The sequence below is a fragment of the Aeromicrobium sp. Leaf245 genome (genome assembly GCF_942548115.1).
Lineage (GTDB): Bacteria > Actinomycetota > Actinomycetes > Propionibacteriales > Nocardioidaceae > Aeromicrobium.
In genome coordinates this window covers 314,882-328,646 of record NZ_OW824151.1, presented here as the reverse complement: position 1 = coordinate 328,646, position 13,765 = coordinate 314,882, and the positions used below count along the sequence as shown (strand labels likewise).

At 71.9% G+C, this 13,765-nt stretch carries 15 protein-coding genes; 9 read left to right on the top strand and 6 right to left on the bottom strand.

What is annotated here, in order from left to right:
• The first annotated feature begins 48 nt into the window (after window positions 1–48).
• Both NBW76_RS01565 and NBW76_RS01560 read left to right on the top strand, forming a co-directional pair.
• Window positions 49–216: a hypothetical protein gene (locus tag NBW76_RS01565; RefSeq protein ID WP_156364910.1), complete on the top strand. Its 168-nt coding sequence runs from the start codon at window positions 49–51 to the stop codon at window positions 214–216.
• A 118-nt stretch (window positions 217–334) separates the two neighbouring features.
• Entirely contained in the window at window positions 335–646 is a 312-nt protein-coding gene (locus NBW76_RS01560; protein WP_055966037.1) for a DUF4235 domain-containing protein, read from the top strand.
• A gap of 85 nt (window positions 647–731) precedes the next feature.
• On the opposite strand, the gene NBW76_RS01555 is transcribed toward NBW76_RS01560, so the two are convergent.
• The gene (locus NBW76_RS01555; RefSeq protein ID WP_056557076.1) at window positions 732–1,292 is read right to left on the bottom strand and encodes a DJ-1/PfpI/YhbO family deglycase/protease; all 561 of its coding nucleotides are present in this window, start codon (window positions 1,290–1,292) and stop codon (window positions 732–734) included.
• 31 nt (window positions 1,293–1,323) lie between these two features.
• Window positions 1,324–1,620 carry a WhiB family transcriptional regulator gene (locus tag NBW76_RS01550; RefSeq protein WP_055961873.1) on the bottom strand — a complete coding sequence of 99 codons (297 nt, stop codon included), beginning with the start codon at window positions 1,618–1,620 and terminating at the stop codon, window positions 1,324–1,326.
• A gap of 183 nt (window positions 1,621–1,803) precedes the next feature.
• Here NBW76_RS01550 and NBW76_RS01545 point away from each other — a divergent pair, with 183 nt between their 5' ends.
• The 3 genes from NBW76_RS01545 (at window position 1,804) to NBW76_RS01535 (ending at window position 4,476) form a co-directional block, all read left to right on the top strand.
• Complete coding sequence (locus NBW76_RS01545; RefSeq protein WP_200932699.1) at window positions 1,804–2,784, top strand: MerR family transcriptional regulator; 981 nt, start codon at window positions 1,804–1,806, stop codon at window positions 2,782–2,784.
• A gap of 37 nt (window positions 2,785–2,821) precedes the next feature.
• Complete coding sequence (locus NBW76_RS01540; protein WP_055961864.1) at window positions 2,822–3,625, top strand: crotonase/enoyl-CoA hydratase family protein; 804 nt, start codon at window positions 2,822–2,824, stop codon at window positions 3,623–3,625.
• A gap of 89 nt (window positions 3,626–3,714) precedes the next feature.
• Window positions 3,715–4,476 carry a class I SAM-dependent methyltransferase gene (locus NBW76_RS01535; RefSeq protein ID WP_055961861.1) on the top strand — a complete coding sequence of 254 codons (762 nt, stop codon included), beginning with the start codon at window positions 3,715–3,717 and terminating at the stop codon, window positions 4,474–4,476.
• 78 nt (window positions 4,477–4,554) lie between these two features.
• Here NBW76_RS01535 and NBW76_RS01530 read toward each other — a convergent pair whose 3' ends face one another.
• Together NBW76_RS01530 and NBW76_RS01525 are read right to left on the bottom strand one after the other, a co-directional pair.
• Window positions 4,555–5,685, bottom strand: a complete 1,131-nt coding sequence (locus NBW76_RS01530; protein ID WP_056557083.1) for a glycerophosphodiester phosphodiesterase — start codon at window positions 5,683–5,685, stop codon at window positions 4,555–4,557.
• A 62-nt stretch (window positions 5,686–5,747) separates the two neighbouring features.
• Window positions 5,748–6,275 (bottom strand): TetR/AcrR family transcriptional regulator, encoded by a 528-nt coding sequence (locus NBW76_RS01525; RefSeq protein ID WP_055961854.1) that lies wholly within the window; start codon window positions 6,273–6,275, stop codon window positions 5,748–5,750.
• 206 nt (window positions 6,276–6,481) lie between these two features.
• Between NBW76_RS01525 and NBW76_RS01520 the strand changes: the two genes are divergently transcribed.
• Window positions 6,482–7,996 carry an MFS transporter gene (locus NBW76_RS01520; RefSeq protein ID WP_250246810.1) on the top strand — a complete coding sequence of 505 codons (1,515 nt, stop codon included), beginning with the start codon at window positions 6,482–6,484 and terminating at the stop codon, window positions 7,994–7,996.
• A gap of 19 nt (window positions 7,997–8,015) precedes the next feature.
• Window positions 8,016–9,605, top strand: coding sequence for an FMN-binding glutamate synthase family protein (locus tag NBW76_RS01515; RefSeq protein WP_056557086.1), 1,590 nt, complete (start codon window positions 8,016–8,018; stop codon window positions 9,603–9,605).
• 20 nt (window positions 9,606–9,625) lie between these two features.
• Here the strand turns inward: NBW76_RS01515 and NBW76_RS01510 are convergent, their stop codons facing one another.
• Window positions 9,626–10,519: a LysR family transcriptional regulator gene (locus tag NBW76_RS01510; protein ID WP_056557301.1), complete on the bottom strand. Its 894-nt coding sequence runs from the start codon at window positions 10,517–10,519 to the stop codon at window positions 9,626–9,628.
• 72 nt (window positions 10,520–10,591) lie between these two features.
• Between NBW76_RS01510 and NBW76_RS01505 the strand changes: the two genes are divergently transcribed.
• Window positions 10,592–11,488 (top strand): EamA family transporter, encoded by an 897-nt coding sequence (locus tag NBW76_RS01505; protein WP_082482083.1) that lies wholly within the window; start codon window positions 10,592–10,594, stop codon window positions 11,486–11,488.
• Between the two features lie 37 nt (window positions 11,489–11,525).
• On the opposite strand, the gene NBW76_RS01500 is transcribed toward NBW76_RS01505, so the two are convergent.
• A complete protein-coding gene (locus NBW76_RS01500) occupies window positions 11,526–12,074 on the bottom strand; it encodes a TetR/AcrR family transcriptional regulator (protein ID WP_056557304.1) in 549 nt (182 codons plus the stop codon).
• Between the two features lie 46 nt (window positions 12,075–12,120).
• On the opposite strand from NBW76_RS01500, the gene NBW76_RS01495 reads away from it, so the two are divergent.
• Window positions 12,121–13,761, top strand: a complete 1,641-nt coding sequence (locus NBW76_RS01495; RefSeq protein WP_056557090.1) for a carboxyl transferase domain-containing protein — start codon at window positions 12,121–12,123, stop codon at window positions 13,759–13,761.
• The last annotated feature ends 4 nt before the right edge of the window (window positions 13,762–13,765 follow it).

Sequence of the window (13,765 nt, the reverse complement as noted above, 5' to 3'; positions counted from 1 at the left end):
GTCCTGTCCGGGCGCGACACAGTGGATGCGACGACGAGAGGAGACACCGTGGAGCGCATCGCCGCACCTGCCCACCGCAGGTCCGAGATCGAGCGACGCCGACGCCAGGTGCGCCGCGTCGTCGCCACGGCCGCGCTCGAGGCCGCCCTCACCCATCCGGCGACGGCGGGACACCGTCGCCGGCCGACCGTGCTCTCCGGACACGGTCGTTCCTGAGGCCGCGTCGTCGCCCTCCTCCAGGGGGCGGCGACGCGTCCGGTCCGCGACGCCCGTCCGCATCGGGGGGACGGGCGTCGTGATGCGGATCGAGGCGTCCGTGGCTACCGTCGGGACCATGCCGTCCAGTGCCCCGCAGAAGAAGCCCAGCACCTCCGCCAAGGTCCTCTACCGGCCCGTCGGGCTCGTGAGCTCCATCCTCGGCGGCCTGTTCGCCAGCATGATCTTCAAGCAGGTCTGGAAGCGGGTGAGCCCCTCGACGGACGCCAGCGGCGACGTCCCCGGTCCGCTGCAGAGCGAGTACCCGTTCAAGGAGATCATGCTCGCCGCCGTGCTCCAGGGGGCGATCTACGCCGCCGTCAAGGCCGTCATCGACCGCCAGGGCGCGCGCACCTTCGAGAAGGTCACCGGGGAGTGGCCCGGCTCCTGAGGCCCGACCGACCCGCACGACGAGGCGCCACCCGCTCCACGGAGCAGGTGGCGCCTCGGTGCTGTCCGGGTGGGCGTCGGGGGCGTCAGCCCGCGAAGACCTCGACGAGCTTCGCGTCGAACGCGGGCAGGTCGTCGGGGTTGCGCGAGGTGACGAGGTCCCAGCCGTTCGTCGGGCAGTGCACGACCTCCGCGTCCTCCCACGTGCCGCCCGCGTTGCGGACGTCGGTGGTCAGCGACGGGAACGACGTGAGCGTCTTGCCCGGCAGCACGCCGGCCTCGACGAGGATCCAGGGCGCGTGGCAGATCGCCGCGATCGGCTTGCCCGCGTCGACGAACGCCTTCACGAGCGCGACGGAGTCGGCGTCGGCACGCACCTTGTCGGCGTTCACGGTGCCACCGGGCAGCACGAGCGCGTCGTAGTCGGCCGCCGAGGCGTCGGCCACGGCCACGGTGGCCTCGAAGGTGGCGTCCTTGTCGACGTCTCCGACCATGGACTGCACCGTCGAGGCCTCGGGTGCCACGTGGACCGGAGTCCCGCCGGCGTCGAGGACGGCCTGCCACGGCTGCTCGAGCTCGGGCTTCTCCACCCCGATCTGGGCGGTGAGGAAGGCGACGGTCTTGCCGTTCAAGGACGTGTCGGACATGTCTGTCCTCCTGTTCGTTGGGGGCGACGTCTCAGGCGACGTCGGTGGTGCGGGGGCGACGCTCGAGGATCTCGCGGCGCTCGGCCTCGCTCAGTCCGCCCCAGACGCCGTACGGCTCCTGGACGGTGAGCGCGTGCTCGCGGCACTGCTCGATGACCGGGCAGCGGGCGCAGAGCGCCTTCGCCGCCTCCTCGCGTCGGGCCTTCGGTGTGCCGCGCTCGGCCTCGGGGGAGAAGAACCCCTCCGGGTCGACATCGCGACAGAGGCCGTCGTACTGCCACTCGTAGGTCTCCTGCAGTGGCATGGGGAGTCGTTTGATGCTGACCATGATCGTGCCCCTTCTCGGCGGACGTCGGAAGCTCCGACCTGTCTCACCTCGATGGGCCCGAAGCGGTGTGCTCCACCTCGAACGCAACTTCTTCACAACCTATCCAGGTGGCTCCCCGAATGGCAACCCTGCGCAAGAGGCCTACAGTGGCAGCAAGGCCCGACGCGGCCGGGAGGTGACGTGGTGAAGGACTCGCCGGGACGTCCCGACGAACCGCGCCCGACGGCCGGGGAGTGGGTCGACGTCGCTCACGCCGGAGGCGATCTCACGTGGGGCGTCGGCGCCGTGGCGTCGCGTCTGGGCGTTGCCGCCTCCACGCTCCGCACGTGGGAGCGCCGCTACGGCATCGGTCCCAGCCATCGCACCCACGGTGGTCACCGTCGCTACACCGAGCGCGACATCAGTCGGGTCGAGCTGGTGCGACGCATGGTGGCCCGAGGGGTCTCCGCCCAGGACGCCGCCCGCGTGGCGCGCCACCTCGACCGCGACGACCTGTCGTCGGCCCTGCGGGGCGAGTCGCCCAGCCAGACCGACCTGGCGACCGACGACCTGCTCGACTCGTTGCTGGCCGCCGCCACGGCGGCGGACGAGCAGCGGCTCCACGACCTGCTGCTCGCCATGCTGGCCGGCACGCCGGTGCTGGAGGTCTGGCGTGACGTGCTGTCGCCGACCCTCGGCCGACTGACCCACGAGGTCTCCCGCGGTGCGGTCACGCCCGAGTCCCAGACCCTCGCCCGGAAGGCCGTGCTCGAGCACCTGCACGACGTCCGCGGCACCCAGGACGCTCATCGCCGCAACGGCGTCAAGGCGCAGGTGCTGCTCGCGACGTTCGTCGACGAGGCGAAGGCCCTGCCGTTCGTCGCCTGGGGGGCGGCGCTCGCCCAGGCCGACATCGGCCTGCGGATCGTTGGCCCCGACGTCGACCTGCGCGAGGTGCTCGACCTCGCCACGCACCTGTCGCCGTCCGTCGTGGTCACGTGGGGCGCCCCCGCGGAGTCCGCGTCGCTCGTCCGTCGTCACCTCGACGCCGGCCAGTCCGGCTCGTTCATCCGGGCGTCCGGCGCGTGGCCCGACGAGATGAGCATCCGGTTCGGGCTGGAGGCCCCCGAGATCCCCACCGACGTCCACGGTGCGGTCCGGCAGGTCCTCGACCGCGTCCGCTGACGGTCGGCCCGGCACTACCGGCGGGTAACCTGAGGTCATGACCAGTGCCGCCGTCACCACCCGCATCGAGGGCCACCTCGCCTACGTGAGCCTCAACCGGCCCGAGAAGCTCAACGGGGTCGACTTCGAGGTGCTCGACGGGCTGCTCGAGGCCGCGGCCGAGCTGCGCCGCAACCGCGAGGTCCGCGCGGTCGTGCTCCAGGGCGAGGGCAGCTCCTTCTGTGCCGGACTCGACTTCGCGACGGTCAGCCCGCAGAGGAAGAAGGTCGCCGCGTTCTTCCTCACGCCTCCGTGGCGGGCGACGAACGGGTTCCAGCAGGCGCTCTGGGCGTGGCGGGAGCTCCCCGTGCCGGTCATCGCCGTGACGCGCGGCCACGTGTTCGGGGCGGGGATCCAGCTGGCCCTCGCAGCCGACTTCCGGTTCACGACGCCCGACGCGCAGTGGTCCGTGCTGGAGGCCAAGTGGGGCCTGGTGCCCGACATGAGTGGGACGGTCCCCCTCGTCGAGCTGGTGGGCGCCGACGTCGCCAAGCGGCTCGCCATGACGGGCGAGGTCGTGAGCGGGTCGGAGGCGGTCGAGATCGGCCTGGCGTCCGGCGTGGCCGACGACCCGCTGAAGCCGGCGCTCGAGCTGGTCGACGCGATCGTCGCCCGCTCGCCCGACTCGGTCGCCGCGACGAAGAAGCTGCTGAACGGTGTGCGGCTCGGTGGTCTGCGGTCGGCGTTCCGGCGTGAGCGGGTCTACCAGCTGCGGATGTTCCGCTCGCCCAACACGGCCATCGCTCGCCGTGCCGGGATGAAGCGTGAGACCCCCGAGTTCGGCCCCCGCACGTTCGACTGAACCCGACCGAGCACAGCAACCCAGCGGTTCGGGTCCTGCACCCGTCGGCGCCGGTCGGGCCGCTGGCTGCCGTTGTTAGGCTGACGCGCGTGACGGACGAGAAGCGCAAGAAGGTCGCCGACCAGTACGACCGCGGCTACGACTACACGACGTACTGGGACAACCGCGACTACGAGCACGCTGCCGAGGAGGCCGCGATCCGACGCCTGCTCGACGGCCGGCACTTCGGTCGCGCGGCCGACGTGGGCGGCGGCTTCGGCCGTCTCTGCCTGCTGCTGCGCGAGTACGCCGACCACGTGACGCTGGCCGAGCCGAGCCGCACCCAGCTGGAGGCCGCCGAGCGCGTCCTCGCCGGCACCGACATCGCCCAGGTGCAGATGCAGGCCGACGACCTGCAGTTCGACGACGCCTCGCTCGACCTGCTGACGATGGTCCGGGTCATGCACCACATCCCCGAGCCGTCGACGGAGTTCGGCGAGATCGCGCGCGTGCTCAAGCCCGGCGCGACCGCGCTGATCGAGGTCGCGAACTACGGCCACTTCCTGAACCGTCGCCGGTTCAAGAAGCAGGGCACGCCGCTGCCGAAGGAGCCGGTGAGCATCCGCACCGCCACGGCCGAGGAGCCCGACGCGATCGCCTTCGTCAACCACAACGTCGACACCGTGGTCGCCCAGCTGTCCGACGTCGGCCTCGGTCTCGAGCGCAAGCTGTCGGTCTCGAACCTGCGCAGCGAGAAGCTCAAGAAGGCTCTCCCCACGCGGCTGCTCGTGTCGGTCGAGAAGGCGCTGCAGGAGCGGCTCGCCGCCAACGACTTCGGCCCCAGCATCTTCCTGGAGCTGCGCCGCCGCTGAGCGGCACCACCCGACGCGCACGACGACGGGCCGGTCCTTCCTCGGAAGGGCCGGCCCGTCGTGCGTCTCGGTGAGGTGTCAGCGGCGCTTGACCCAGGCGGCGCGAGCCGCGACCGCGGTGTCGGGGTAGTCGGCGAAGACCCCGTCCACGTCGGCCTCGAAGTAGCGGCGCAGCTCGGTGGCCACGTCTCCGCGGGCGTTGGGGTCGGACCCGGTGCGCAGGTCCGTCGGCAGGAACCGGTTCTCGTCGCGGATCGTGTAGACGGCCACCTTGAGGCCGGCGCGGTGCGCGTCGTCCACGAGCGACGTCGGCTCGGTGTGGGCGCCGGAGGCGTCGCGGGGGATGACCTGGCTCTTCTCCGGGCCGATCCACCGGGCGTAGCGGGCCACGTCGCGCAGGCCCTCGGGCGTCAGGAGGTCCGCGTAGGTGGTGCTCCTGCCCTGCGCGACCAGGTCGTACGGAGCGCCGGACCCCGACGTGAGCTGCACCAGGGGGACCCTCGTCCAGCGAGCCAGCTCGCGGAGGTTCGACGTCTCGAACGACTGGATGACGACCGGGGCGTTGCGGCGGTCCCACCCGGCCTGGCGCAGCGACCGCACGAGGGGCTTGGAAAGGTCGAGGCCGATGGAGCGGAAGTACGTGGGGTGCTTGGTCTCCGGCGCCACCGAGATGGTGCGGCGTCCGCGGCTCTCGCGCCGGGCCAGCTCGATCACCTCGTCGAACGTGGGGACCTCGTAGCGGCCGTCGTAGACCGTGTTGCCGGGACGGACCTGGGGCAGGCGCTCGATGGCGCGCAGCGTCTTCAGCTCGGCCAGGGTGAAGTCCTCGGTGAACCAGCCGGTCACGTCCACGCCGTCGATGACCTTCGTGGTGCGCCGGTCCGCGAACTCCGGGTGGGAGGCGACGTCGGTGGTGCCGCTGATCTCGTTCTCGTGGCGGGCGACGAGCACGCCGTCCTTCGTGCTGACGAGGTCGGGCTCGATGACGTCGGCGCCCTGACGGATGGCCAGCTCGTAGGCGGCGAGGGTGTGCTCGGGCCGGTAGCCGGAGGCACCGCGGTGCGCGAACACCGTGATGCTGCGGGTGGGCTTCTTCGGTCCCTGCGTGGTGGTCGGCTTGTCGACGACCGGAGCGGAGGGTGCGGCGACGGCCACGCTCGGCGTGGCGATGATGCCGGCTGCGGCGATGCCGATGGCGAGGAGCTTCATGACTCCAGGGCAACCGCTGCGGGTGAACGCCGGGCGACGTGCGTCCGCCGGGCGCGTGACGGTCAGAGGGCGTCGAGGCGGCGCAGCACGTCGCGCACGTGCCCGAGGGCGTTCTTCTCGGCCAGGCCCGTCGTGTCGTCGAAGTACAGCCCGTCGCCGATCAGCTGGATGGTGCGGGCCAGCGACTCGTCGCCGAGGTGCTCGCGCAGGACGACGAACCAGCCCTCGCGCAGGTCGGCCAGCGCGTCGGAGGCGCGTGCGTCGTTCTCCTGGGCGATGCGTCCGGCTGCGATGAGGGCGCGGTCGAAGTCGCTGCCGGAGTCGACCGAGGTCTCGAGGTAGTAGTCGACCGGACCCTTCGGAGCACGGCTCATGGCGTCGGCGTCGCGGGCTCCCTGCTCGCGCAGGCGGGTCAGCATGCCGTCGACCAGCTCGTCCTTGCTGTGGAAGTGGTAGAGCAGGCCGCCCTTCGACACCTCGGCGAGCGCGGCGACGGCGTCGAGGGTGGCTGCGCGGCTGCCCTGCGTGACCAGGAGCGTCTCGAAGGCGTCGAGCACGCGGTCACGGGTGGAGCGTTCGGCCGACGGCATGGCGCGAGCCTACCTGCGGCGGTGCGACGAGGATCACCGCCGCGCAGCACCGGAGAGGGTGGTGACTGTACCGGCTGGACGGTATAGTGGTGCTCGGCCCGGACGACCGTCCGGGCCGTTCGCCGTCCGCCGGAAGGAGGCCCGCCATGACCACCATCGATCCCCGCTCGAGCTCGACTGCCCCGTCATCTGCACCACTGCCCGAGGTGCCCCCCGTCCGTGCGGGCCTGCGCGAGTGGTGTGCCCTCGCCGTCCTGATGATCCCGGTGCTGCTCGTCTCGGTCGACAACACCGTCCTCAGCTTCGCGCTGCCCTCCATCAGCACCGAGCTGCGCCCGACCGGCAACCAGCTGCTGTGGATCGTCGACGTCTACGCACTGATGCTCGCCGGTCTGCTCATCGCGATGGGCAGCATCGGCGACCGCGTGGGTCGGCGCCGTCTGCTGGTCATCGGCGCGGTGGGCTTCGGCGCGGCCTCGCTGGTCGCGGCGTACGCGAGCAGCGCCGAGACGCTGCTCGTCGCCCGTGCGCTGCTGGGCTTCTTCGGCGCCACGCTCATGCCCTCGACGCTGTCGCTGATCCGCAACGTCTTCCACCACGCCCAGGACCGGCGTCTGGCCATCGCAGCCTGGGCCGCCATGTTCTCCGGTGGCGCCGCCCTGGGCCCGGTGCTCGGCGGGTACCTGCTCGAGCACTTCTGGTGGGGCTCGGTCTTCCTCATCAACGTGCCGCTCATCGTGCTGCTCGTCCCGCTGGCCCTGTGGCTCGTGCCCGAGTCCAAGGACCCGAGCCCCGGCCCGCTCGACCCGACCTCGATCGTGCTGGCGGTCGTGGCGATGCTGCCCGTCGTCTACGGGATCAAGCACCTCGCCAAGGCCGGCATCGACGACGTGACGCTCGGCTCGTTCGCCCTGGGCATCGCTGCCGGCGCGCTGTTCGTGCGTCGCCAGCAGCGCAGCGCCTCGCCCATGCTCGACCTGTCGCTCTTCCGCAACCGGGTCTTCAGCGGTGCGCTCGCGGCCAACCTGCTCAGCCTGATGGGTCTGACCGGGTTCCTGTTCTTCGCCGCGCAGCTGCTGCAGCTGGTGCTGGGCATGTCGCCCATGGACTCGGCCATGGTGCTCCTCCCGGGTCTCGTCGTGACGATGGCCGCCGGCTTCCTGGCCGTGCGTCTCGTGCGCCGCTTCCCCGTGCGGGTCCTCGTGAGCCTCAGCTTCGTGGCGTCCTCGGCCGGCTACGCCGTGGCGGCCTTCACCGGCCACCCGACCGTCGCGACCGTGCTCGTCGCCTTCGTGGTGATGGGGGTGGGCATCGGCCTGGCCGAGACGCTCACCAACGACCTCGTGCTCGCGGCGGTGCCCCCGCACAAGGCGGGGTCGGCGTCCGCGATCTCCGAGACCGCCTACGAGATCGGCGCCGTGCTGGGCACCGCCGTGCTGGGCAGCATCCTCACGGCCACCTACCGCGCCGAGCTGACCGTGCCGGCCATGCTGCAGCACGGCGAGCGCGACCACGCCTTCGAGACGCTCGGCAGCACGCTCACCATGGCCGAGCGCTACCCCAACGAGATGGGGGCGGCGCTCGCCGAGTCGGCACGGGCTGCCTTCGACCTCGGGGTCCAGCGCACGTCGGGGCTCGCGATCGGCATCGCCCTGCTCGCTGCGCTGGTCTCGTGGCGCACGCTCAAGCACGCGCCGGCGGTCGAGGGCGTCCAGCACTGATCCGTGCCAGCATGACGGCATGATCCGGTGGCTCGCGGTCCTCGCGCTGGTGGTGGCGGCTGCGGTCGGGTGGGTGCTCGCACTCGGGACGTCCGCGCTGTGGTGGTGGGCTGCGGCCCCGCTCGCCGTGCTGGCGGCGACGGGGCTGCACGACCTGCTGCAGCGTCGGCACAGCATCCTGCGCAACTACCCGGTGCTCGGGCACGCCCGCTTCGCGATGGAGCGGCTGCGGCCCGAGATCCAGCAGTACTTCATCGAGTCCAACACCGGTGGCACGCCCTTCGACCGCGAGACCCGGGACCTCGTCTACGACCGGGCCAAGGGCAACCACGGCGAGGAGCCGTTCGGCACCGAGCGCGACGTGAACGCCGTGGGCTACGAGTTCGTGGCCCACTCGATGCGGGCCCGCACCAAGCCCGACGTCCGCCCGACCGTGCGGCTCGGTGGGCCGGAGTGCACGCAGCCCTACGACATCGCCCTGCTGAACGTGTCGGCCATGAGCTTCGGGTCGCTGTCGGGCAACGCGATCGAGGCGCTCAACGGCGGTGCGGCGCTGGGAGGCTTCGCCCACGACACCGGCGAGGGTTCCATCTCCCGGTACCACCGCAGGCGCGGCGGCGACCTCATCTGGGAGATCGGGTCGGGCTACTTCGGGTGCCGGACCGAGGACGGTGGCTTCGATGCCGCGAGGTTCGCCGAACGGGCGGTCGACCCACAGGTGAAGGCGATCTCGATCAAGGTGTCGCAGGGCGCCAAGCCGGGCCTGGGCGGTCTGCTGCCCGGCGCGAAGGTGAACGACGAGATCGCCGAGGCGCGAGGCGTCGCGATCGGCACCACGGTGGTCTCCCCGCCCACGCACCGTGCGTTCGACACGCCCCTCGGGCTGGTCGACTACGTCTCTGAGCTGCGTCGGCTCAGCGGCGGCAAGCCGGTGGGGTTCAAGCTGTGCATCGGCTCGCGGCGGGAGTTCCTGGCGGTCTGCAAGGCCATGGTCGAGCGCGACAGCACTCCGGACTTCATCATCGTCGACGGCTCCGAGGGCGGGACGGGGGCCGGGCCGGTCGAGTTCGAGGACCACGTGGGCATGCCGCTCACCGAGGGCCTCATGTTCGTGCACAACGCCCTGGTCGGGACCGGGCTGCGCGACCGGGTCAAGATCGGCGCGAGCGGCAAGGTCGCGACCGGGATCGACATCGTGAAGCGGATCTGCCAGGGCGCCGACTTCACGCTGGCGGCCCGCGCCATGATGTTCGCGGTCGGGTGCATCCAGGCCCAGACCTGCCACACCAACACCTGCCCGGTGGGCGTCGCGACGCAGGACCCGTGGCGCGCCCGGGCCCTCGTGGTCGACGACAAGGTGCACCGGGTGCGCGACTTCCAGGCCAACACGGTCAACAGCGCACAGCAGATCGTCGCGTCGATGGGGCTGGACTCCTTCGACGACCTCACCCCGCGCAAGCTGTTCCGGCGCGTCGACCCGCAGGTGACCCAGACCTACGCCGAGCTCTTCGAGTGGCTCGAGCCCGGCGCCCTGCTCGCCACGCCGCCGGAGGGCTGGGTGAGGGACTGGACCACGGCCTCGCCGGAGACGTTCGAGCCGAAGCTCTAGCGCCGCCGCGGATCGCCGGTTCAGCCCACGACGTCGACGAGGAGGTCGTGGAGCAGTCGTCGTGCGGGGTGGTCGGTGGTGGCGCGCCGCCAGACGAGCTGGACGCGTCGCTCGGGCACCGGGTCGACGACGGGCACCGTGACGACCTCCGGGGGCAGGGGCCCGCGACCCATCCGTGGGACGAGCGCGACGGCCACGCCCGCAGCGGCGAGCGCGAGGTGCGAGGCGTACTCGTGGTCGATGTAGCGCAGCTCGGGCCGCAGCGCGTGACCGGCGAACATGGCCACGAGCCAGTCGTGGCAGATGCTGCCGGCAGGCGTGCACACCCACTGCTCCCGCACCAGGTCGCGCGGGGTCACCGACGTCCGGGTGGCGAGCGGGTGGTCGCGGTGGACCACGAGGTCGGCCCGGTCGGTGAGCAGGAGCGCCGCGTCGACGCCCGGGGGGATCTCGAGGTGGACGGACTCCCAGTCGTGCACGAGCCCGGCGTCGGCGGTGCCCCTGGCCACCTGGAGCACGACGTCGCGCGGGTCCGCCTCGACCACCGTGACCCGCAGCTCCGGCGCCTCGACGGCCAGGCGCGCGAGCAGGGGTGCCACGAGCCCGCGGTTCGCCGTCGCGAACGTGGCCAGGTGGAACGGACCCTGGGGGCGGCTGCCGTCGCGCCCGAGGTTCGACAGCGACTCCAGCTCGTCGAGCACCGCCGACCCACGCTCGGCGAGCAGTCGGCCGACGTCGGTGAGCACGACGCCGCGTCCCACTCGTTCCAGCAGGGGGCGGCCCTGCTGCCGCTCCAGGCGCTTGACCTGCTGGGAGACCGCCGACGGCGTGTAGCCCAGGGCGTGGGCCGCGGCCACGACGCTGCCGTGCTGGTGCACGGCGAGCAGGGAGCGGAGGGCGCTCAGGTCGATCATGCAGGAACCGTACATGGAATCGTGAAGAAAGCATCGCTGGACGTACACGGTCTCGACCACCAGACTGGCTCGGTGACCCGCCGTGACAGCCTCCTCGCCGTGCTCGTCGCCGTCCTGTGGGGCGGCAACTTCGTGGCCATCCACCTCGGCCTCGAGGGCGGTGACGGTGAGGACTTCCCCCCGTTCCTGTTCCTGGCGATCCGCTTCGTGCTGGTGGCCCTGCCTCTGGTGTTCCTGGTCCCGCGGCCGAAGGCGTCGTGGCAGGCCGTGGTCGCCGTGGGCGCGTTCATGAGCCTCGGCCAGTTCGGCCTGCTGTACCTCGCGCTCGCCACCGGCATGCCGGCCGGTCTCGCCTCGCTGGTGCTGCAGGCCCAGGTGGTGCTGACCATCGTCATCGCGGCGGTCGCCCTCGACGAGCGGCCGAGCCGGCGCCAGGCGGCCGGGGCCCTGGTCGGCACGGCGGGGCTGGTCGTCGTGGCGGTCGGCTTCGGCGCCGGTGCGTCGATCGTGCCCCTCGTCGTGACGGTGGGCGCCGCGCTGTCATGGGCGATCGGGAACGTCGTCGCCCGTGCGGCCAAGGTCGAGTCCGGACTCTCGCTCGTGGTGTGGTCGGCGCTCGTGGTCCCCCTGCCGTGCCTGGCGGTCTCGTGGGTCGTCGACGGCCCCGACGTCATGGTCGAGGCGATGGCCGGTTTCGGCTGGGCGGCGCTGCTGAGCACCCTGTACACCGTGGTCGGCGCGTCGCTCGTGGGCTACACGATCTTCAACGGCCTCATGGCGAAGCACCCCGCGTCGTCGGTGGTGCCGTACATCCTGCTCGTGCCCCCGGTCGGGATGCTCAGCGCCTGGCTCGTGCTGGGGGAGGTGCCGAACGTGCTCGAGGCGGTGGGTGCCCTGGTCATGCTGGTGGGCGTGACGGTCGCGGTGACGTCGAGCCGGCGACCCGCCGTGGTGGCGGCCCCTTCCTGATCGCCCCCTCCTGACGGTCCAGCGGCGCGACCGGGCGTCAGCCGAGCAGCGCGGCCCGCGCCATCCGTGCGAGCAGGACCCGCAGGTCGGCCTCGGCGATGCGTGCGCTGTGCGGGGTGGAGTTGAGCAGACCGAACGTCGCCTGCACGGCGGCGCGGGCGGCGGTACGGGTGAGGTCGTCGCGGAGCGTGCGCACGACGTCGACCCACACGTCGACGTAGGCCAGCTGGAGGGCTCGCACCTCGGCACGGGCGTCGGCGTCGAGGGAAGACCACTCGCGCTCCTGCACCACGATGTAGGCGGGGTGGGTGACGGCGAAGTCGATGTGCCAGTCGATGAGAGCGTCGAGCCGACCCGGTCCGTCGGGTGCGGCGGACACGCGTGCCCGACCGGTCTCCAGCAGCTCCGTGCTGATGTCGACCAGCGCCTGGGCGAGCACTGATTCCTTGCTGCGGAAGTGCTTGTAGATGGCCGGGCCCGAGATCCCCGACGCCGCGCCGACGTCGCCGACGCTGACGCCGTGGAAGCCGCGGTCGGCGAACAGCTCGACCGCGCTGCGGGCGATCTCGCGACGGCGGTCGGACATGGCACGACCGTACCGCATCTGGTTAATGGGTGTTAACCTCAGGCGCATGAGCACCGGCTCCCCCTCCACGCTGCGCGACCTCGTCGACGAGCTGCACGAGCGCACCGCCCGCGTCCGCCGCGGCGGCAGCGACGCCTCGCGCGAGCGGCACGTCGCCCGCGGCAAGCTCCTTCCGCGTGACCGGGTCGACCGGCTGCTCGACCCGGGCTCGCCGTTCCTCGAGATCGCGCCCCTGGCGGCCTACGGGATGTACGGGGGCGACGGGCCTGCGGCTGCGGACGAGTACGCCGTGCCGAGCGCGTCGATCATCACCGGCATCGGCCGCGTGGCCGGCCGTGACGTGATGGTGGTGGCCAACGACGCCACCGTGAAGGGCGGCACCTACTACCCGCTCACGGTCAAGAAGCACCTGCGCGCCCAGACCGTGGCGCTGCAGAACCGGCTGCCCTGCGTCTACCTCGTCGACTCCGGGGGCGCCTTCCTGCCGATGCAGGACGAGGTGTTCCCCGACCGCGACCACTTCGGCCGCATCTTCTTCAACCAGGCGCAGCTGTCGGCGCGCGGCATCGCGCAGGTGGCGGCCGTCATGGGCTCGTGCACGGCCGGCGGTGCGTACGTGCCGGCGATGAGCGACGAGTCGGTCATCGTCAAGGAGCAGGGCACGATCTTCCTCGGCGGGCCGCCGCTCGTGAAGGCCGCGACGGGCGAGGTCGTGACGGCCGAGGACCTCGGTGGCGGCGACGTGCACGCCCGCACGTCCGGCGTCGTGGACCACCTGGCCGACGACGACGCGCACGCCCTCGACATCGTCCGCTCCATCGTCGGCACCCTGGGTCCGGCCCGCACCCACCTGGAGCCGCAGCCGGCGCTGCCGCCGCGCGAGGACCCCGAGACGCTGCTCGACGTCGTGCCCGTCGACGGACGCACGCCCTACGACGTGCGCGAGGTGATCCGCCGCGTCGTCGACGACTCGCGCCTGCACGAGTTCAAGCCCCTCTACGGTGACACGCTCGTGTGCGGGTTCGCCCACGTGGAGGGCTATCCCGTCGCCATCGTCGCGAACAACGGCATCCTGTTCAGCGAGTCGGCCCTCAAGGGTGCCCACTTCGTGGAGCTGGCCAACCAGCGCGGCATCCCGTTGCTGTTCCTGCAGAACATCACGGGCTTCATGGTCGGCCGCGAGTACGAGAACGGCGGCATCGCGAAGGACGGCGCGAAGCTCGTCACCGCCGTCGCGTCCAGCGTCGTGCCGAAGCTGACCGTGATCATCGGTGGCTCGTTCGGTGCGGGCAACTACGGCATGTGCGGCCGGGCCTACGACCCCCGCTTCCTCTGGACCTGGCCCAACGCGCGCATCTCGGTGATGGGCGGCGAGCAGGCCGCGTCGGTGCTCGCAACCGTGCGTCGCTCTGCCATCGAGGCGGGGGGCATCGAGCAGAAGGGCGGCGCGTGGTCCGCCGAGGACGAGGAGGCGTTCAAGGCGCCGATCCGCGACCAGTACGAGGAGCAGGGCAACCCCTACTACGCCACCGCGCGCCTGTGGGACGACGGCATCCTCGACCCGCGCGAGACCCGCCGCGTGCTCGGGCTCGCCCTCCAGACCTGCGCGAACGCGCCCGTGCCGTCGTTCGCCGACCGACCCGATCTCGACGGTGGAGCCCCCGGCTTCGGCGTCTTCCGGATGTGATCCC